This window comes from Roseomonas rosulenta, from assembly GCF_016106005.1.
GTDB classification, from domain to species: Bacteria; Pseudomonadota; Alphaproteobacteria; order Acetobacterales; family Acetobacteraceae; genus Neoroseomonas; species Neoroseomonas rosulenta.
The window spans coordinates 1-16022 of the sequence record NZ_JACADR010000031.1 but is presented as its reverse complement, the minus strand read 5'-3'; the positions used below and the strand labels follow the sequence as shown (position 1 = coordinate 16022).

The following is a 16022-nucleotide window of genomic DNA, read 5'->3' as shown; positions in this document are numbered from 1 at the left end:
GCCGACCTCTCCCCGCTACCCGCGCACCGTGTCGTAGGCCGCCCCACCGCGGCGGATCGCGTCCAGCGTCATCGCCGAGGCCTGGCGGGCGATCTGCCCGGCCAGCAGCCGCAGCCGGGCCTCGACGCCGGCATCGGCGCCGCGGGCGTCGATGGTGATGCTGGTGTGGATCGTGGGGCCGCCGCCGCCCGGCACCACACCGTTGGGGAGCACCGTCCCGGCCTGGCGTGGCACGAACCATTCGGGGCCCCGCTCGCCGACGACATAGGGCTGTCCCGCCGCGACCGGCCCGCCCTCGGCGCGGAACAGCCCGCCCAGCCAGGAGCCGACATCCGTGAACAGGCTGTCGAAGGAGATCCCCGACAGGCCGGCGGAGACGGCGTTGCCGAGCGGCTCGGTGACGACCTTGCGGGCGAGGATGCGGGTGATGTCCTGCAGCAGCCCCTCCAGCACGGAGGAGAACTTCTCGCCCTTGACGATGGCGTCCTCGAAGGCGCTGGAGAACGTCAGGCCCAACTCGCGGACGGTGTCGGAGGTGCGCGACGCCCCCTCCTCGACACGGCGCTCGGCACGTTCCAGCTCCTCCATCGCCGCGATCGCCTCGCGCTGGATGGTCTCGTCGGGCACCGCCCGGCCGGCCCGTTCCGCCCGCTCCACAAGGGTGGACAGGGTGGCCATCCGACGCTGGTAGCGCTCATAGGCGGTCTCGTTCTGCTGGATCAGCCGCTCGCGCTCGCGCAGTAGCTCATTGAGCTCGCGCTCCGCCTCGCGCGCCTCCCGCGCGCCCTCGGTGCTGGCGCGGCGGACGGCGGCGACGCGCGGCTCCAGCCGACGGAGCGCCTCGTCGCGCTCCTGCAAGGCGAGGGTCTCGAGGCGGGTGCGCTCGGCGGCAGTGACGCCCCCGGCAGCCTCGGCCTCGCGCAGGCGGCGGACGCGCTCCTCGTATTCCCGGTTGATCCGGAAGCGGTCGTCGAGGTCGCGGGTGAGCTCCTGCACGTCCTGCGTCGCCCGGCGCCGGCGGGCATCGGCCGCGGCAGTGGCGGCGCTCTCCTGCTCGCTGCGCTGGCGCTCCCCGGCGGCCTGCTCGCCGCGGGTGATCTCGGCCTGGAGCTCCGTGTACTGCCGGCGCAGCTCCTCCAGCCGGGCGGTGCGATCGACCCCGGCCTGCTGCTCGGCGGTGCCGAGCAGGCCGGGACGGATGCTGCCGCGGCGGACCGGGGCGCTGAGGCTGGCGCGGCCGTCCTGCTGGCTTTCCAGCCTGGCGATCTGCGCCGCCAGCGCCTCGGCCTGGCGGCGCATGCCGGCGAAGCGTTCCTCCTCGCTGAGCAGACCCGCGCCCTGGCGGACGCCGTCCACCGCGCGCGCCGCGGCCGAGAGCGCGCGGGCCAGGGCGTTGGAGAGGCCGATGGCGCGGTCGAGCTGGCCGAGGAAGTTTTCCGTCGCCGCCGTCAGCTGGCTAAAGGCACGGCCGAGCGAGAGCGGCGCGCGGTCAAGCTCGGCGCCGAGGCGTTCGGTCGCGCGCAGCAGCGCCGGAAAGACCCGCTCGGCGGTCAGCTTGCCCTCGGAGCCGAGCTTGCGCAGTTCGCCGATGGAGACGCCGAGTTCCTTGGCCAGGCCCTCGGCCAGCAGCGGCATGGCCTCGAGGATGGAGCGCAGCTCGTCGCCCTGCAGCACCCCCGAGGCCAGCGCCTGGGCGAGCTGCAGCGTGGCGGAGGAGATCTCCTGCGTCGACGCGCCGGAGACGATGGCGACGCGCTGCAGGCCACCGACCAGGCGGACCACCTGGTCGGAGGTAGCGCCAATCTCCCGCGCGGCGATCGAGAAGCGCTGGAAGGCGTCGACGCTCTCGGAGACGGCGACGCCGGTGGACAGCGCGTTGCGGTAGAGCGCCTCGTAGACCTGCCCGGCGCGCTCGACCGAGCCGGTGGCGCTCTGCAGGCGGGAGAGGCTCTGCGTCAGCGCATCGCCGGCCTGGACCAGCGCGCGCGCCGCCACCGCCACACCGGCAAGCTGGATCCCCCGCACGGCGACGTCGAGCAGCTCCAGCGAGCGGGAGGCGCGCTCGGCGCCGCCCTTGATCTGGTCGAGGGAGCGCTGGCCGGTCTCGCCGACGTCGCGTAGGCCGGCCTTGACCCGGGCAGCATCGTCCAGCGAGAGGCGGACCGAGACGCGGCGGGTGGCATCGGCCATGTCAGGTCGTCTCCCCCTCGCGGCGGGTGGCGCTGCCCTCGGCCATGCCGATGCGGATGGCGAGCAGCAATTCGGTGGCGGCCCAACCGGTGGCGCCCATGTCGCGCGCCGCGGCGAGCGCGCCGGCGGTGTCGAGCGTCAGTCCGGCCATCGACGCCTCGGCGCAGGCGGTCCCCGCAGCCCAGCAGGCGTGGCCCTCGAGGCTGGTCGGGGCCTGCGCAGCGTAGGGGCAGGCGTCGGCGCAGTCGCGCGCGAGAGCAGCGCAGCCGCGGCAGTAGTCGGGCCCGCGGCCGAAATGCCAGGCGGCGCGGGCCCTCAGCCGTTTCCCTCGACGGCCACCGTGGCGACGGGGGCGGTGGCCCGGTCCCAGAAGGCCGCAGCGACGTCATCGAGGTCCATCAGCCGCTCGACCGCCTCGGGGGAGAGCGGCAGTGGCTTGCCCGCACTGTCGCCGACGCCCTCCCAGGCTGTCACCGCGTGGCGGGCGAGCGCCTTGACCAGGAAGGCGAAGGAAAGGCCGCGCGACATGTCGGGGTCGAGGTCCGGATCCGCGATGCGGATCGCGGCGAGACGGCGGGCGGCGGCGGCCTGTGCCGCGGCCATGACTGCGGTGGTCACCGGGCGGATCTCGACGCGCACGCCGCGCGGCAGGTCGAGCCAGTACGGCTCGGCCGGGAGGTCGAGGGTGAGCATGGAAATTTACCCCTCCATGGGTTATGTATTTTGCAGAAACCAAGGAGATCCCCGATGACCGAGCCCATGCTCAAGGTCCCGGCGGCCGAGGCGCAGCGGAACTTCGGCCTCTATCAGGACAAGGCTCTCACCCAGCCGGTCGCCATCACCCGGAACGGGCGGCCGCGCACCGTGCTGCTCTCCATCGAGGAATATGAGCGCCTCAAGCGCCGCGACCGCGAGGTGATGCGCAGCGAGGACATGCCGCAGGATCTGGCCGAGGCGATCCTGAAGGCCGAACCGCCGGAGGAGAGCAAGCGGTTCGATCATGAGGTCCGATAAGCCGACGCTGCCGGTTATCGGCGATGTGATCCGTTACGCGTATCTGTGGAGCCACGAGCACGCGGCCGGTCGCGAAGAGGGCAGCAAGGATCGGCCGGCGGCCGTCGTCGCCCTGCTCCGCGGCGAGAACGGTCGTGACGAAGTGGTGGTCTTCCCCATCACCTCGACGGCTCCCGTCGAGGAGGGAGCCGGTGTCGAGATCCCGGCTGCCACCCGGGCGCGGCTCGGGCTGCAATCGGAGCCGTGCTGGGTGGTGGTGACGGAGGCAAACGTCTTTGCCTGGCCGGGGCCGGATCTCCGTCGCCCTGAAGCGGGCGAGAATGGCTTCGTCTACGGCAGCCTGCCGCATGCGCTGATGGCGACGATCCGGCAGGCCTTTGCAGCGTGGCGCGCCCGGAAAGGCGCGCGAACGATACGGCGCACGGAATAGCCGTCACGCGTACCCGGCTGCGGCTTGCTGGTTCTTCAGCACGGCCGTCATCATCCGCGTCGCCGTGGCGTTGAAGGCCGCGCGGAACTCGAAGCTGGCCTCGACGCCGCCGGGTCCTTCGACCGGCGTCTTGGCCAACGCCAGATAGACGTCGTGCAGCGTGAAGGTGAGGCTGCGGTTGGCATCGATTGTGTAGCTGAAGGCGAACTCCGCCGGCGCGTTGTCCTGCGCCTGGGTCAGCAGCGTGGTGTCGGCGAAGCGCGCGGTAATCTGGCCTGTGGCGCGCGCGATGCCGGGATCCACGCCCTCCACCTTCCGGTCGGCGCGGATGGTGCGGACCATCTCCATGCCATTAGCGTAGGTCAGCCGCGCCCCGGTCACCTGGGCCAGCGCGGAGCCATTCCGGCTGATCGCCCCCTGCGCTTTGTTGAAGGCCGTGTAGGCGGCGCTGGTCGGCGTGCCGCCCGAGCTCGAGGCGCCGCGCGTCGAGCCCTGCCCCATCAGCCCGAAGGTCGCGGTGGCCGGGCCGGTCGGCGAGAAGTCGATCTCCAGCGTATCGGCGCGCACGCCGGTGCAGAGATCGTAGTTCGGCACGTCGGGGTAGCCGATCTCGATGCTGTTGGACGGCAGCGCCGCGGCGCCGGAGCCGAAGCTATGGATGAGATTCGGGCTGGTGCCGGTGGTGGTGGGCGGGCCGAGCAGCAGGCGCAGCCAGTGGCCGATGTTGACGAGGTCCACCGGGACAACCGCCTGGCCCTGCACGGTGACGGTGTCGAGGAAGGGTGCGGCGGGATCCCGGCTGCTGCCGACGCCGATGACGTCGGCATCAAGCAGCGGCTGCTCGGCACCGAGGTCGCAGGAGAGGAACGGCAGGCGCATCCAGTCGCCCGCCGGCGCGGTGCCGTAGGTCGCCTCGGGGATCATGAGCAGGCGGCAATTGGCGCCGATGGCACGGGGCATCGGGGGTCTCCGGGATCAGCGGGAGGGAGAAGCGTCAGGCCAGCGGCGAGCCGGCGACGGTGAAGAACAGCGTGACGGGGACCGAGGCCGCGCGCGCGGCGGCGGCACCCTCGACCTCGACATCCTCGAAGCCGGGCGCACCGGGCTGCGTCCATTCCACCGCGCCGCCGAGCATGCGGTCAGTATTGATGGCGGCGGCGATGGCCACCAGCAGCGCATCGAGCTGGGCGCTGCGCGCTGCCGGCGTCGCGCCGGCGACGGTGACCTCGATCTCGGCGCGATGCTCGATCGCCCAGGCGAGCGGCGAGAGGATCGCGGTCTCCTCCACGGTCTCGCCGTCGCGGATGACGACCAGCCCGCCCGGCGGCAGGCGCTGCGGCACGGTCTCGCCGCGCAGGACCAGCGGGGCCGGATGCCTTCCTGCCAGGGATATGGCGAGCCGGCCGTGCAACGCCGCGATGGCGGCCTCGCGCATACTCATGCTGCCGCCCTCCCGCTCTCACGCTCCCAGGCCGCGACGAACCGTCCGGGCAGCCGGCGGAGGCCCCGCTCGGCGGCGCCCTTCACGTCCAGTCGCTTGGCGAGCTTCACCTGCGGCAGCAGCAGGAACATCGGCACCATGCCGCGGGCGAGCATGCCGCGGGCCCAGGCCTCACGTCCCTTGCGGTTGCCGGTGCCGATCTCGGCGAGCCCGCCGGCCACGAGACGGGTGCGGCGACGCCGACCGGTCTGCTCGCCCTGACGCAGCGGCAGGCACCAGACGAAGCCTCGGCCCGACTGGAACGGCCGCAGGAAGCCCTGGCCGGAGGCGACCATCTGCGCCGGCGTCACCCGCATGCCTTTCTCGCCACGACCGCGGCGTCCCCGCGCCGCGTTGAAGCCAGTCGGGATGGCGAGGAACTTCCCGCCACCCTTGGCGCGAATCAGCGCCCCGCGCTCGAAAGCATCGATCACGTTCGGCACCTTGGTCCAGACCAGGCCGGCCGGGCGCAGCGACTGGCCCGAGCGGGGGAAGACCTGCGAGCGCCAGGCATTGGCGATGCCCCGCGCATTGCCGCCGAAGCTGCTGGTCACCTGCCGCCGCAGCTCGCCCTTGACCTGCTCGGTCTCGGCGCGGATCGCCGTCATCGCCGCGCGCTCACCCGCGCGCACCTCGGCGGCGAGCACCTGCCGCAGGTCACCGACGATGCGGGCAGCCAGCCTCACGAGGTGCTGCCATCGCGCGGCGGCAGGCCGGTGCGGTGGCGGATGATCGCGACGGCGAGGTCGTGCAGCGCGGCCTGGCCGAGGTAGCCGAACACGAAGGCGAAGAGGAACCGGCCGTATTCATTGAGCTCGAGGAAGCCCCCGAGCGCATAGCCGGCGCTGCCGACCAGGGCAGCGGAGGGCACCTCCCAGGCGAGGCACCAACCGAGGCGCCGGCGTTCCGGGTTGTTCCAGCGCACGAAACCGCCGGCGAGGCCCGCCGCTGCGCCCAGCAATAGGTCGCGCAAGATCTCCAGCAGGGTCAGGGCATTCTGCGGCATGGCGGTGACTCCTATCGCTGGCAGAGGACACGCCAGGCGGTGCCGGAGGCGTCGCGCTCGGCGTGGGTGACGGTGAGCAGGTCAGGACCGAGGGCGAAGCTGTCGCCGGCGGCGAGGTCAGGCAGCGTGGCAATGGCGACGGAGAGGATGTCGGTGGCGGAGAGGATCTCGGTGCCGAAGGCATCGGCGACGCGGTCGGGGGAGGACCGCAGCACCCTGACCGCGATGGGCGCGCCAGTGCCGCCCTGCCGATAGACAGCCTCGACCCCGAGGTTCGGATCGGCGACCAGCGCCCCCATCGCGTCGGCGAAGGCGCTCATCGCCCGCAGGCTCCGCGGATCCGCGCGCGCAGGTCGCCATAGTCGTCGATCATGCGCACCAGCACCGTGCCGGCAGGCAGCGCCGCCAGTTCCTCCGCCGCCTGCACCTGCGCGGCATGGGAGTACGGCACCAGCGCGAAGCAGGCCGGTTCAGAACCGACCGGAGCGCAGGCGCCCAGCAGCGCCATCAGCGCGATACTCGGCAGATGCCGCATCGGCTCTCTCCCTGGCCTCGAGGCTGTCCTGCGCCACCTGTCGTTCCGCCTCGGCGCGACCCTGCCGTCGGCCGACGGCCAGCAGGGCCAGGACCGCACCAGCTCCTGCGAGGACGGCCGCGACCCAGCCGCCCATGCGGGACCACAGGGCGGCGAACAGCGCGGTCATGCTGGCTGCCGCAGGCGCCAAAGCAGGACGCCGAGGATGGCGGCGAGGATCACCGCGATGGCGACCATCGGCGCCAGGCCGCCGAGCGCCTGGATGGCGGGTGCCGCCTGGGCGGCGACGGTCGCCATGCCGGCCGCACCGACGGCCATGGCTCCGCGGCCCGTGCCGGTGGTGGTGGCGACCTGACGCAGCGTCTCCGGCGCGGGCGGCGGCACGCCGGCCAGGGTCAGCGCGCGATCGATGACGGCGGTCGGGTAGGCCAGCCCGCCGCATTCATGGGCGATGATGGCCTCGACCATCGGACGGATCTGGCCGTGCCGGTGCAGGTCGACCGGCTCGTCGGCGCCCACACCCATGCGCCGCGCCACCACCGCGACATAGGCGCCGGTGTCGTTCTCCCCGGGTGGTGCCCAGCGGTCGATGATGCCGCACACCGTCCGCAGGCCGTGGCGGTCCTGGTAGGTGGTGAGCAGGGCCGCCAGGGCGCGGATGCCATGCTCGTGACTCACGAACCGGCAGAATCGACCGTCCGAGGGCGGATCGGCGAGGCCCTGCCATTTGTTGGCGGGGACATGCTCGATATTGCCGGGGTTGCGGTTGCGATAGCCCCGCGTGGCCTTGGGGTCGATGCGGCTCATGCGCCGCTCGCCGGCACGCGGACCAGCATCACCCGGACCGTGGCATCGGCCGCCAACGCCGCGACGGTGCAGAGGCCGACCTGATAGTTGCCGGTCGCGGTGGTGGTGACGCGGCGGTTGGTGTTGTCCCAGAACACCCGCGCGCCTTGGCTGATGGCGAGCGCGGGCTCCTTCGTCAGTTCGAACTCGCCGCGGGTCTCGCAGTCGACGCTGGCGTTCTGGGCGGCGTCTGACGCCGCCACCCCGAAGAAGGCGCCGACCAGCATGCCCTGGCCAGAGAGGATGCCGCCGGCATAGGGCACGACCATCGGGATGGAGCGCGCGTCGGGACGGATGCAGTTGCGCATGGGAGGGTCTCCTGAAACGCCGAAGGCGCCCCACCCCACCCAGCCAAGCGGATGCTTGGCTGGGGACCCGGGGGACGGGCGCCCTCGACGAAGCTGCTGTGGTGGTGGGAAGGATCAGGTCCCTGGGTTGAACCAGGCCCCGCGCCAGTCGATGGCGCCGACGCCGAAGTCGAAGATCACGCTGACCTCGACGCCGTCGGCGCCCTGCACGGGGCCCGTGGTGACCTGCGGTCCCTCGGCGCCGTTGAGGTAGCCGTAGACGTAGACGGGCGCCGCGACAGGGTCGGAGAACAGGTACCAGCGGTTCGCCTGGATCAGCGGCTCGATCACCGGCTGCACGAAGCCGGCAAAGACGTTCGCCTTGCCGATCTCGCTCGCCTGCACCACCACCGTCGCCTGCCGCGCGGCGAGCTCGAGGTTCGGTCCGACCAGCAGGCGCATGGCCTGGCCCATCGAGATCGGCAGCCCGTCCAGGGTGCGCTGCTTCATGATGGCGGTGCGGCCAGCGCCGATGGTCGAGGTATCGAGCACCGTGCCGGTGCTCGCCTTGTTGGCCCGCGCCGCGCCGGTGGCGAACACGGGGGCGCTGCCGGTGGTCAGCGTCGGACCGTCACCATTGGCCGAGTTCACCAACTGGTATGCGGTGGCGTTCTCGAACTCGGCGACGCGGCGGCCGATCGCGGCGGCGAAGTCGGTGAAGGCGCCGAGATCGTCGTTGACCAGCATCGGCCGCGTGACGCGGATGCGCCGCGCGAAGGTCTGCAGCAGCACGATCTCCTGGCTCTCGGACATGGTGCCAACCTGGATCTCGCCATTCTCGGCGAGCGGCAGCAGGGTCGGGAAGTCGCCGATGCGCAGGTGCCGGTGCGGCTTGAAGTCGCGGAAGTCGCGCCGGAGGAAGATCTGCCGGTAGGTCGGCTGCGCGGGCTGGTAGGCGGCGATCAGCATCTTGTTGGCCGCGGCCGCGAGCAGTAGCGGGAAGTCGGAACTGGTGTGGAAGGCGCGCTCGGCGAGGAGCGTGGGGTTGCGGGGCACGCTCCGCTCGCCGCGGGCGCGCAACAGCTCGCCGATCATGTCGGAGGGACGCCAGCCCATGAACTCGGCGTGCCGGCCGGAGCGACCATTCTCCCCCTGGGGCTGGTAGCCGGGCATGGCGCGGGCGGCGAGCGCCTCGGCCATGGCGTCGAGGATTTGTGCCGGGTCGTCGTGGGCGGGGCCGGTCTCCGGGCGGGCGGGAATGGACGGCCGCGGCCCCTGCGTCACCAGGGCGTCGAACAGGGCACGGCGGGCCTGGTCGCCGGTCCAACCCTGGGCGATGGCCTCGGCTCGGATCGGGGTGATGCGCTCGGACGGCAGCAGCGCGCGGGCCGCCTCGACCGCGGCGTCGATGCCGGCGATGCGCTCGCGCTCGGCGCGCTGCGCCTCGGCTCGGACCGCGTCGAGATCCGGCGCGGCGCGGGTGGGCTCGGGCGTGGTGGTCACGGGCGTCTCCTGGGGCGGGGTGGACGGCGCGGCGGAGGGCGGCGCCGACGGGGCAGCAGCCGGCTCGGCCGGCGTCGTCTCGGGCATGGTGGTGTCCTCGTCAGGCAGGGCGGGTTCGATCGCGATGGCGGGCGCGCCCTGCGGCGCTTCACCACGCACTGCGGCATCCCGATCCACCGGGACCGGCACGACGGAGATCTCGAAGGGCTCCCAATCCACCGCGCGGTGGACGGTCTCGCCGGTGGCGGCATCGGGCCGCGGCTCGTAGCGGTGCACGCGATAGCCGACGCTGACGGCGCGCAGCGTGCCGTCAGCGATGCGCTGCCAGACCGGCTCGACGTCAGCCGCGGTGCTGAACTGCAGCGTGGCGTAGCCGCGACCGCGCTCGAGGCGGGCAGCGGTGACGCGGCCGAGCACATCGCGCGCGCCGCCGCGGCGATGGGTGTCGAGCACCGGGGCGCGGCCGGAGCGCAGCGCCTCCATGCGCACCGCGTTCGGTGACATCTCCAACTCCTCGGTGATCAGGCCGAGGGCGGGGACGAAGTTGCGGGCGCGGGCGCCGGTGCTCCACACCACCTCGACGGTGCGGGCGGCACGATCCACGGTGGCGGGCGCGGTGATCGCGCGCTGCGCCACGAGCGGAACGTCCGCCGCGGGGGGCGCAGCAGCCGGCTCCGGCGCGGCATCGCTGCCGCCCGGTTCGATCGGTTCGGTCATGGTCAGCCTTGTGCTGGGGTCTCGCGCTGCGGCGCCGCGGCACCGGTCGCGGCGATCTCGACGGCAGCCATCTGCGCGGCGTCCTGGGCAGAGCCGGACTTCGCGACGCGGCGCGGATCGGTGTCGAGCGCGAGGCCGGCCTCGTCCAGCAGCGCGTTCGCCTCACGGATCATCTCCACCGCCGCGCGGAAGTCGTAGCCGAAGGCGCCCGCCGCCTCGGGTTGCGGCACAAAGCCGGCGCGTACCTGGGCGATCAGCGCCGTGGTGTCCTTCAGCGGATCGATCATCTCATGCGCTGGCGGGACGTGGCTGACGCCGTCCGGCATGTCCGCCCTCCAGAGGCCCAACAGCGCGCCCTGGGCGTGGAAGCGCTCCGCGATGGGCCGCACCAGCATCGGGATGAGCATGCCGTACTGCACCTGCTCGCAGAGCCGGCGGAACTCGATCTTGCCGGCGCGCAGCGAGGAGTAGTTCGCCTGGGTGAGGTCGCCGGAGACCTGGTCATAGGTCAGGCCGGCGCCGACCGCGGCGGCCTCGAGCGCGCGGCGGGCGAAGGCGGCGTGCGATCCGCCGCCGGAGGGGTTCACCACCTCCACGCTGCCCATGCCGCGGCGATAGAGGATCATCCCCGGCTCGAAGCTCTCGACCGTACGGCCCTGTGCATCCCGCAGCAGGCCGGCGGCGGTGCCGGTCAGGGCCTCATCGCCCTCCTCGGTGACGACGGCGGCAAGGCAGGCCTCGATCTTGGCCTTCATCAGCAGGGCCGCCTCGTAGTCGCCGAGATCACGCAGCCGGAGCAGCACTGGGGCGAGCCAGGAGACGTCGCGCAACTGGCCGGGGCGACGCTTGCGGTAGACGTGCAGCACCTCCGCCGAGGGGATGCGCTGGCTGTTCTGCCAGGTCGCTCCGGGCAGGATCCAGGCGGCGCCGGGATGCACCCGGTGCAGCCAGTAGCCGATCGGTTCCCCGGCCTCGCCGAGGGCGATGCCTTGGATGGTCGGGGCGCCGTCCACCATACCGTTGCGCGCGGTGTCGAGGTGATCCGCCTCCAGCACCTGCAGCCTGAGGCCGATCGGGTTAGCGGGCGACGGCGGCACCAGCAGGAAGCGCACGAAGCATTCGCCGCTCTCGACCACCGCCCGCATCACCAGTGCTTGCAGGCCATAGAGGTCGAGCCGCCCCTCCGCATCGCAGGCGGTGCTCTCCGCCCAGCGCTGCCACGCCCGGCTATGCGCGGTGTCGGGCCATCGCGTGGTGATGCCCGCGCCGACCGCATTGCCAGTCCACAGGTCGACGATGCGGCTGGCATAGGGATCGTTGCGCACGGCATCGCGGGCCCGCCGCGCCACGGTGGTCGCCGCCACGCCGATCTCGGCATTGGCGCTGCCGCCGGAGGGCGCCCAGGCCGAAGCCCGGTGGTCCTGCGCAGCCGCGTACCCCCGCAGCACCGCCCAGGCGTCACGGACGCGGCGGGGCAAACGATCGATCACGCACCACCTCCGCGCGTGAAGCTCGCAAGTGTCATTGAAGGCCTCCGCGCCGCGCTGTTCTCGGCACCATTGAGCGCGGCCAGTGCGCGGCCGAGCTCATCGAGGCTGCGGTATTCCACGGTCCGGCCGTCGAAAGTCACGCGCGTGGTGCCGCCGGTGTAGGCGGCCGCGAGAGTGGCGGCGCGGCTGCCTGCTGGCTGCGCCAAGGCCCAGGCGAGGACAGCGGGATCCATCACGCGGCCCTCAGCGTCGGCAAGGGTGCTGCGGCGTTCACGAGATAGGACAACCCACTCGGCGGGTTCGCCATGATCGGCAGGCCAGCCTGGTGGGTCAGCGCCGCGAAGAACCCGTTCTCGCTGCCGGTGCCGCCACCGGCACCGCCATCGGCAGAGGCCGAGCCAAGCAACAGCGTGTTCCCGCCGCTGAACGCCTGCGTGCTGGTGCCGCGCACCGAGGGCGTGCCGGAAAAGCAGAACAGCAGCCACCAGATCCCGACGGGGATCCAGCGCGGCTGCGCAAAGGCGCAGAGCGCATTGCCGGCAGAGGTGGTGTCGGCGTCCGCTGTCGGCTCTTCGACGAGGCGCCCGGGATGCCCAGTGCCATCGTCGGCAGCCAAGGCCATGCGCAGGACGCCCGCTGCGCCGGTCGTCACGCTGACCGCCATGGCCGAGAACAGCCCGGGACGCGCCAGCACGTAGGGCACGCAAAAGAGCCGGTTCGCCGTCATCGCGACGGCGCCGCCGACGGCGCGCGCATGCTGCGAGGCATAGAACCGCCCCGACACGTAGGGCAGCATCGCCGACGCCGGCGGCAGGTAGTGCTGGAACAGCGCGGTCATGCGAGGGGCCGGATGCCGAGGGTGAGAAGGCGCTCCGCGGCCTGGTTCACTGGCGCGGCGGCGAGGCCCGATCGCAGCCGCAGCCAGCGCCAGCCAAGCAGCAGCGTCGGCGGTAGGGTGAGCGCGCGGCCGGCGGCGACCGTCAGCACCACCTCATTGCCGAGGTGGTCGTAAAGGTCCGCCCAGCCCGATGGCTCGCCCTCGTCGAGCGAGCCCTGCAGGGTGAGCGGGGCGTCGGTCCAGGCAGCGGGCAGCAGCAGCAGACAGACGCCGTAGCCGACGCTGGCGACGGGTCCGCTCAGCGCCTGGCCGGCGGCGATGCTGGTGCGCACCGGGACGATCGCGGTCATCAGGATCTCCAATGTCAGCGCAGCCAGCCCTGGCGTGGGGCGAGCCAACCACGCGGGCGATGGGCGCTGGGTGGTGTTGCCGGCGCCGCCAGTTCGGCCTGCGGTGACGCCGGTGGGTGGGTGACATTCCCGGCGGCGGGAAGCTCGCTCGGCCGCAGCGGGGCATCGGCGATTTGGTCCCGCAGCTGCTGCCAGAAGCGCTCGCCGTAGCGGTCGGCGCCGAGCAGCCACAGGGCGGCGCGGGCGAGCACCGCGCAGTCCAGCGCCTCGTTCCGCTCGCGCAGCTTGGCCCATTCCTGCCGCGCGAAGCCGCGCCGGTCCTTCGTGGTGCGCAGCTGCTCGGCGACCAGCTGCTTGACCCATTCCACCTCGATCGCCCGCGGCAGATGCACCCAGCCGGGCGGAAGCTCCTCCGCGTCGCCGCGGCCAAGCCAGAGCCGGCGATAGAGATCGGCCTTCCAGGTCGAGACCGAGACGGTCCACAGCTTGAGGCCGCGGCGGAGCTTCTGGCCGTTCACGAGTGCGTCCACCGGCGTCGGGCCTTGCACGGGTTGCGCCCGGTTCCAGCCGTCGATGCCCTTGGTCGGTGCGATGCGCGGATCCCGCAGGCGGCGCAGGTGGCCATAGACGGCGGCGGTGTCCCGGCCGCCGGTATCGACGCAGAGCCGGGCGATGCGCATGGCGCCACCGCCCTGGCGTGGCCAGTCCCGCGCCAGCACCCGGGCGAGTTCGTCCCAGGGCTCGCGGTCCCGCGGGCTGCCCGGGATCACCACGTGGTCGACCAGCCAGGACGAGAACCCGTCCGCCCAACCCCAGACGTCGCATTCGAGGCGATCGTCCTGCACGTCGACGCCGGCGGTGAGGACCAGCGCGCCGGTGGGCACCACCCCCATGGCGAAATCCTCGCGGCGCTCGACCAGGCGCTCCCAATCCGGCGCCTCGCCCTGCTCCTGCCAGGTCTCGCCGAGGACCGTGTTCTTGAAGGTCTTGATGTCCTCGGGCTTGCCCTGCGCCGCCTCCCAGTCGCGGGCGATCTGCGCCCAGGAGAGCCAGCCCACGGGCGAGTAAAGCGCCGAGATATGGAAGCCGATGGTGTGCGGATCAGCAGATTCTGCGGTGGGACGCCATTCCCCGCCGCCGAGCAGGGCGGTCTTGTCGTGCTCCTGCATCGGATGGTCGCAGGCGATGCAGTGATACCGCACCGTCTCCGGCGCGCCCTTCTCCCAGAGCAGGCGCTCGAATCGCAGCCACTGCATCTCCCCGCATTCGGGGCATGGCACGAAGAACCGCCGCTGGTCGGAGGCAGCGTATTCGCGCTCGATGCGGCTGCGGCCGGCAATGGTGGGCGTGCTGACCAGGAAGGCCTTGCGGCGCCAGCCGAAGGTGCGGGCGCGCGCCTCGGCGAGGGCGATGGGGTCACCCTCGCCGGCGACGTCGCCGGGATAGGCGTCCACCTCGTCGAGAAACAGGAACCGCGCCGTCATGGAGCGCAGCCCGACCGCGCTGTTGGCGCCCGTCAGCACCAGGATGCCGCCGGGGAAATCTTTCGACAGCATGGTGTTGCCGCTGTCCCGCGCACGCGCCGGAGCGACCCGCTCCTTGAGCGCGGGTGTTTCCTCCAGCAGCGGGTCGATGCGTTGGCGCGAGAAGCGCTTGGCCAGTTCCACGGTCGGCTGCACGGCCAGTGCGGGCGCTGGCACATGGTGCATGATGTAGCCGAGCCAATTGTTGCCGCTTTCCGTGGCCCCGACCTGCGCGCCCTTCATGAAGACGACGCGCCGGGCGGGATGCACTGCCGACAGCGCATCCATCACGTCCTTCAGATAGGGCGTGCGGCTGGTGCGCCATGGCCCTGGCTCGGCCGACGCCCGGCTGCCGAGCATGCGATGCCGCTCGGCCCATTCCGAGACGGTGAGCTGCGGCGGCGGGCGCAGCATGGCGCCGACGCGACGGCGCACATGCTCACGGCTGCGGAGACCGATCCCCTCCAAGGCCTGAGGGATCGAAGCGATCGGCCGCCTCCGTCAGCAGGTCGTTGATGTGGCTCTGCAGGATGGTCTGCAGCAGATGCGGATCGACGCTGATCTCGGCCGCAATCAGGCCGGAGACGCGGGCCGGCCAGTTCAGCAGCGCGTCGCGCATGGTGCTGCCGATCTCATCGAGGGCAGCGTTCGCCTCAGTGACATCGACCAGGCGGCGCCTGGTTTCGTCGAGCGAGAGGCGCTGCGCCTCGACCTTCAGCGCGAGCTGCGCGACCTTCAGCCGGGCGAAGGGCGTGCCGTCGGCACCAGCACCTCCGGCGAGTGGCGAGCGGACGGGATCGGCGGTCTCCACGAGGCGTCGGCGGGTCTTGTCGATGTCCCACTGGCCGTCCGGCTCGCGGGCGATGCGGCCCGCCCGCTCGGCCTTGTGGATGGCGGTGTCGCTGACGCCAAGGCGACGGGCGGCCTCGCGGGTAGATGGGGTCAACTCTGGCATGGCGGCGGACCTCCCGCCGCACGCATTCGTCGATCACGAAAGGCACGCTGAGCGCCATTTTCCGCGTGCGGCAGTTGACCTGCCGTGCAACATCATCGCGATCGCCATCATCATCGAAGGCCAACGACGATGCAGCAACCAGGCGCACCGAAGGACATCGAGCAGATGGTCGAGGCGACCGCGAAGGCGATGGCGCTCGCCGCGCATCGCTGCGGTACGCCCCGCATGGTGAAGCTGTACCTCGATGATGCCAGAAAGGTGCTGCTTGGCGTCGCGAAGTCGGCGAAGCGCCAGACATGGACGATCGAGGAATTGCTTCTCGCGCTCGATCCGCCCAAGCCCAAGCTGAAGCCCTGGGAACGATACGCGGACCCGCCGCGCCGCGACGGGCCCTGATTGCATCGCCGTGGTGTCAGCCTTCGATCTTGTAGATGGTGTAGCTGCCGCGCGCGCCTTCCTTGTTCGGCCCAACCTGGCGGATGCGCTCGGCGGCGACGACCGTGATTCCCTGGCGCTTCTTGAGACCGACGAAGAATCCGCGCACCGTGTGCTGCTGCCAGCCGGTCGCCTCGCAGATCTGGGCAATGGTGGCCCCTTCCTCCCGGCGCAGCATCGCCAGCACCGTTTCCTGCTTCGTGCCCTCGCGCGGCTTGCGCGGCGCACCGGCTTCGCGGGGCGTGCGGGCCGCCTTGCCGGCGAGGGCGGCGCGGAGGGCCCCCATCGGGCCATCGAGGGCGGCGATGATGTCCGTCTCTCGATTGGCCTCGTCGTCCCAGGCGGCCAGCACCGCCGCGGCGACGTCGCGCAGGCTGGCGCGCGGCGCGCGCGTGGGCGCGCCCTGCGCGGCTTCGGGCGGCG

22 protein-coding genes are annotated in these 16022 nt (G+C 72.2%); 3 read left to right on the top strand and 19 right to left on the bottom strand.

Annotated features, from left to right (window positions below; genetic code table 11):
• Positions 1-15 precede the first annotated feature (15 nt).
• The 3 genes from HW578_RS06635 to HW578_RS06625 form a co-directional block, all read right to left on the bottom strand.
• Positions 16-2190, bottom strand: a complete 2175-nt coding sequence (locus tag HW578_RS06635) for a tape measure protein (protein WP_198369757.1) — start codon at positions 2188-2190, stop codon at positions 16-18.
• 1 nt (position 2191) lies between these two features.
• A complete protein-coding gene (locus tag HW578_RS06630) occupies positions 2192-2341 on the bottom strand; it encodes a hypothetical protein (RefSeq protein WP_198369756.1) in 150 nt (49 codons plus the stop codon).
• A gap of 164 nt (positions 2342-2505) precedes the next feature.
• Positions 2506-2883 (bottom strand): hypothetical protein, encoded by a 378-nt coding sequence (locus HW578_RS06625; protein WP_198369755.1) that lies wholly within the window; start codon positions 2881-2883, stop codon positions 2506-2508.
• Positions 2884-2937: 54 nt separating this feature from the next.
• Between HW578_RS06625 and HW578_RS06620 the strand changes: the two genes are divergently transcribed.
• Entirely contained in the window at positions 2938-3204 is a 267-nt protein-coding gene (locus HW578_RS06620) for a type II toxin-antitoxin system Phd/YefM family antitoxin (RefSeq protein WP_198369754.1), read from the top strand.
• Positions 3191-3634 carry a hypothetical protein gene (locus HW578_RS06615; RefSeq protein WP_198369753.1) on the top strand — a complete coding sequence of 148 codons (444 nt, stop codon included), beginning with the start codon at positions 3191-3193 and terminating at the stop codon, positions 3632-3634. The genes HW578_RS06620 and HW578_RS06615 overlap by 14 nt, the downstream gene beginning before the upstream one ends.
• A 3-nt stretch (positions 3635-3637) precedes the next feature.
• On the opposite strand, the gene HW578_RS06610 is transcribed toward HW578_RS06615, so the two are convergent.
• The 15 genes from HW578_RS06610 to HW578_RS06540 form a co-directional block, all read right to left on the bottom strand.
• Entirely contained in the window at positions 3638-4594 is a 957-nt protein-coding gene (locus tag HW578_RS06610) for a phage tail tube protein (protein WP_198369752.1), read from the bottom strand.
• Between the two features lie 34 nt (positions 4595-4628).
• Positions 4629-5075, bottom strand: a complete 447-nt coding sequence (locus HW578_RS06605; protein ID WP_198369751.1) for a hypothetical protein — start codon at positions 5073-5075, stop codon at positions 4629-4631.
• Positions 5072-5800: a DUF6441 family protein gene (locus HW578_RS06600; RefSeq protein WP_198369750.1), complete on the bottom strand. Its 729-nt coding sequence runs from the start codon at positions 5798-5800 to the stop codon at positions 5072-5074. Before HW578_RS06600 ends, HW578_RS06605 begins: the two co-directional genes overlap by 4 nt.
• Complete coding sequence (locus HW578_RS06595) at positions 5797-6120, bottom strand: phage holin family protein (RefSeq protein ID WP_198369749.1); 324 nt, start codon at positions 6118-6120, stop codon at positions 5797-5799. The genes HW578_RS06600 and HW578_RS06595 overlap by 4 nt, the downstream gene beginning before the upstream one ends.
• 11 nt (positions 6121-6131) lie before the next feature.
• Positions 6132-6440, bottom strand: a complete 309-nt coding sequence (locus tag HW578_RS06590; RefSeq protein ID WP_198369748.1) for a head-tail joining protein — start codon at positions 6438-6440, stop codon at positions 6132-6134.
• Entirely contained in the window at positions 6437-6655 is a 219-nt protein-coding gene (locus HW578_RS06585; protein WP_198369769.1) for a hypothetical protein, read from the bottom strand. The genes HW578_RS06590 and HW578_RS06585 overlap by 4 nt, the downstream gene beginning before the upstream one ends.
• Before the next feature lie 165 nt (positions 6656-6820).
• Positions 6821-7462, bottom strand: a complete 642-nt coding sequence (locus HW578_RS06580; RefSeq protein ID WP_198369747.1) for a structural protein — start codon at positions 7460-7462, stop codon at positions 6821-6823.
• Positions 7459-7809, bottom strand: a complete 351-nt coding sequence (locus HW578_RS06575) for a DUF2190 family protein (protein ID WP_198369746.1) — start codon at positions 7807-7809, stop codon at positions 7459-7461. The genes HW578_RS06580 and HW578_RS06575 overlap by 4 nt, the downstream gene beginning before the upstream one ends.
• A gap of 114 nt (positions 7810-7923) precedes the next feature.
• On the bottom strand, positions 7924-10008 hold the full coding sequence (locus tag HW578_RS06570) for a prohead protease/major capsid protein fusion protein (RefSeq protein ID WP_198369745.1): 2085 nt from the start codon (positions 10006-10008) through the stop codon (positions 7924-7926).
• Positions 10009-10010: 2 nt separating this feature from the next.
• Positions 10011-11498: a phage portal protein gene (locus HW578_RS06565; RefSeq protein ID WP_369407837.1), complete on the bottom strand. Its 1488-nt coding sequence runs from the start codon at positions 11496-11498 to the stop codon at positions 10011-10013.
• Positions 11495-11731: a phage head-tail joining protein gene (locus HW578_RS06560; RefSeq protein ID WP_198369744.1), complete on the bottom strand. Its 237-nt coding sequence runs from the start codon at positions 11729-11731 to the stop codon at positions 11495-11497. The genes HW578_RS06565 and HW578_RS06560 overlap by 4 nt, the downstream gene beginning before the upstream one ends.
• Complete coding sequence (locus tag HW578_RS06555) at positions 11731-12336, bottom strand: hypothetical protein (RefSeq protein ID WP_198369743.1); 606 nt, start codon at positions 12334-12336, stop codon at positions 11731-11733. Before HW578_RS06555 ends, HW578_RS06560 begins: the two co-directional genes overlap by 1 nt.
• On the bottom strand, positions 12333-12686 hold the full coding sequence (locus HW578_RS06550; RefSeq protein ID WP_198369742.1) for a hypothetical protein: 354 nt from the start codon (positions 12684-12686) through the stop codon (positions 12333-12335). The genes HW578_RS06555 and HW578_RS06550 overlap by 4 nt, the downstream gene beginning before the upstream one ends.
• Before the next feature lie 14 nt (positions 12687-12700).
• Complete coding sequence (locus tag HW578_RS06545; RefSeq protein WP_369407836.1) at positions 12701-14644, bottom strand: phage terminase large subunit family protein; 1944 nt, start codon at positions 14642-14644, stop codon at positions 12701-12703.
• A 4-nt stretch (positions 14645-14648) separates the two neighbouring features.
• Complete coding sequence (locus HW578_RS06540) at positions 14649-15164, bottom strand: MerR family transcriptional regulator (protein ID WP_198369741.1); 516 nt, start codon at positions 15162-15164, stop codon at positions 14649-14651.
• Between the two features lie 129 nt (positions 15165-15293).
• Between HW578_RS06540 and HW578_RS06535 the strand changes: the two genes are divergently transcribed.
• On the top strand, positions 15294-15560 hold the full coding sequence (locus tag HW578_RS06535; protein WP_198369740.1) for a hypothetical protein: 267 nt from the start codon (positions 15294-15296) through the stop codon (positions 15558-15560).
• A gap of 16 nt (positions 15561-15576) precedes the next feature.
• Here the strand turns inward: HW578_RS06535 and HW578_RS06530 are convergent.
• Positions 15577-16022, bottom strand: a 446-nt coding sequence (locus HW578_RS06530) for a DUF3489 domain-containing protein (protein WP_198369739.1), incomplete at its 5' end; no start/stop codon positions are given.

What these genes read in the sequence shown, in the direction of transcription:
- HW578_RS06585 (WP_198369769.1), bottom strand. Translation starts at nt 6,655, where the DNA reads ATGCGGCATCTGCCGAGTATCGCGCTGATGGCGCTGCTGGGCGCCTGC.
- HW578_RS06615 (WP_198369753.1), top strand. Translation starts at nt 3,191, where the DNA reads ATGAGGTCCGATAAGCCGACGCTGCCGGTTATCGGCGATGTGATCCGT.
- HW578_RS06630 (WP_198369756.1), bottom strand. Translation starts at nt 2,341, where the DNA reads ATGGCCGGACTGACGCTCGACACCGCCGGCGCGCTCGCCGCGGCGCGC.
- HW578_RS06555 (WP_198369743.1), bottom strand. Translation starts at nt 12,336, where the DNA reads ATGACCGCGCTGTTCCAGCACTACCTGCCGCCGGCGTCGGCGATGCTG.
- HW578_RS06540 (WP_198369741.1), bottom strand. Translation starts at nt 15,164, where the DNA reads ATGCCAGAGTTGACCCCATCTACCCGCGAGGCCGCCCGTCGCCTTGGC.
- HW578_RS06580 (WP_198369747.1), bottom strand. Translation starts at nt 7,462, where the DNA reads ATGAGCCGCATCGACCCCAAGGCCACGCGGGGCTATCGCAACCGCAAC.
- HW578_RS06605 (WP_198369751.1), bottom strand. Translation starts at nt 5,075, where the DNA reads ATGAGTATGCGCGAGGCCGCCATCGCGGCGTTGCACGGCCGGCTCGCC.
- HW578_RS06620 (WP_198369754.1), top strand. Translation starts at nt 2,938, where the DNA reads ATGACCGAGCCCATGCTCAAGGTCCCGGCGGCCGAGGCGCAGCGGAAC.
- HW578_RS06610 (WP_198369752.1), bottom strand. Translation starts at nt 4,594, where the DNA reads ATGCCCCGTGCCATCGGCGCCAATTGCCGCCTGCTCATGATCCCCGAG.
- HW578_RS06560 (WP_198369744.1), bottom strand. Translation starts at nt 11,731, where the DNA reads ATGGATCCCGCTGTCCTCGCCTGGGCCTTGGCGCAGCCAGCAGGCAGC.
- HW578_RS06635 (WP_198369757.1), bottom strand. Translation starts at nt 2,190, where the DNA reads ATGGCCGATGCCACCCGCCGCGTCTCGGTCCGCCTCTCGCTGGACGAT.
- HW578_RS06625 (WP_198369755.1), bottom strand. Translation starts at nt 2,883, where the DNA reads ATGCTCACCCTCGACCTCCCGGCCGAGCCGTACTGGCTCGACCTGCCG.
- HW578_RS06550 (WP_198369742.1), bottom strand. Translation starts at nt 12,686, where the DNA reads ATGACCGCGATCGTCCCGGTGCGCACCAGCATCGCCGCCGGCCAGGCG.
- HW578_RS06575 (WP_198369746.1), bottom strand. Translation starts at nt 7,809, where the DNA reads ATGCGCAACTGCATCCGTCCCGACGCGCGCTCCATCCCGATGGTCGTG.
- HW578_RS06535 (WP_198369740.1), top strand. Translation starts at nt 15,294, where the DNA reads ATGCAGCAACCAGGCGCACCGAAGGACATCGAGCAGATGGTCGAGGCG.
- HW578_RS06570 (WP_198369745.1), bottom strand. Translation starts at nt 10,008, where the DNA reads ATGACCGAACCGATCGAACCGGGCGGCAGCGATGCCGCGCCGGAGCCG.
- HW578_RS06595 (WP_198369749.1), bottom strand. Translation starts at nt 6,120, where the DNA reads ATGCCGCAGAATGCCCTGACCCTGCTGGAGATCTTGCGCGACCTATTG.
- HW578_RS06590 (WP_198369748.1), bottom strand. Translation starts at nt 6,440, where the DNA reads ATGAGCGCCTTCGCCGACGCGATGGGGGCGCTGGTCGCCGATCCGAAC.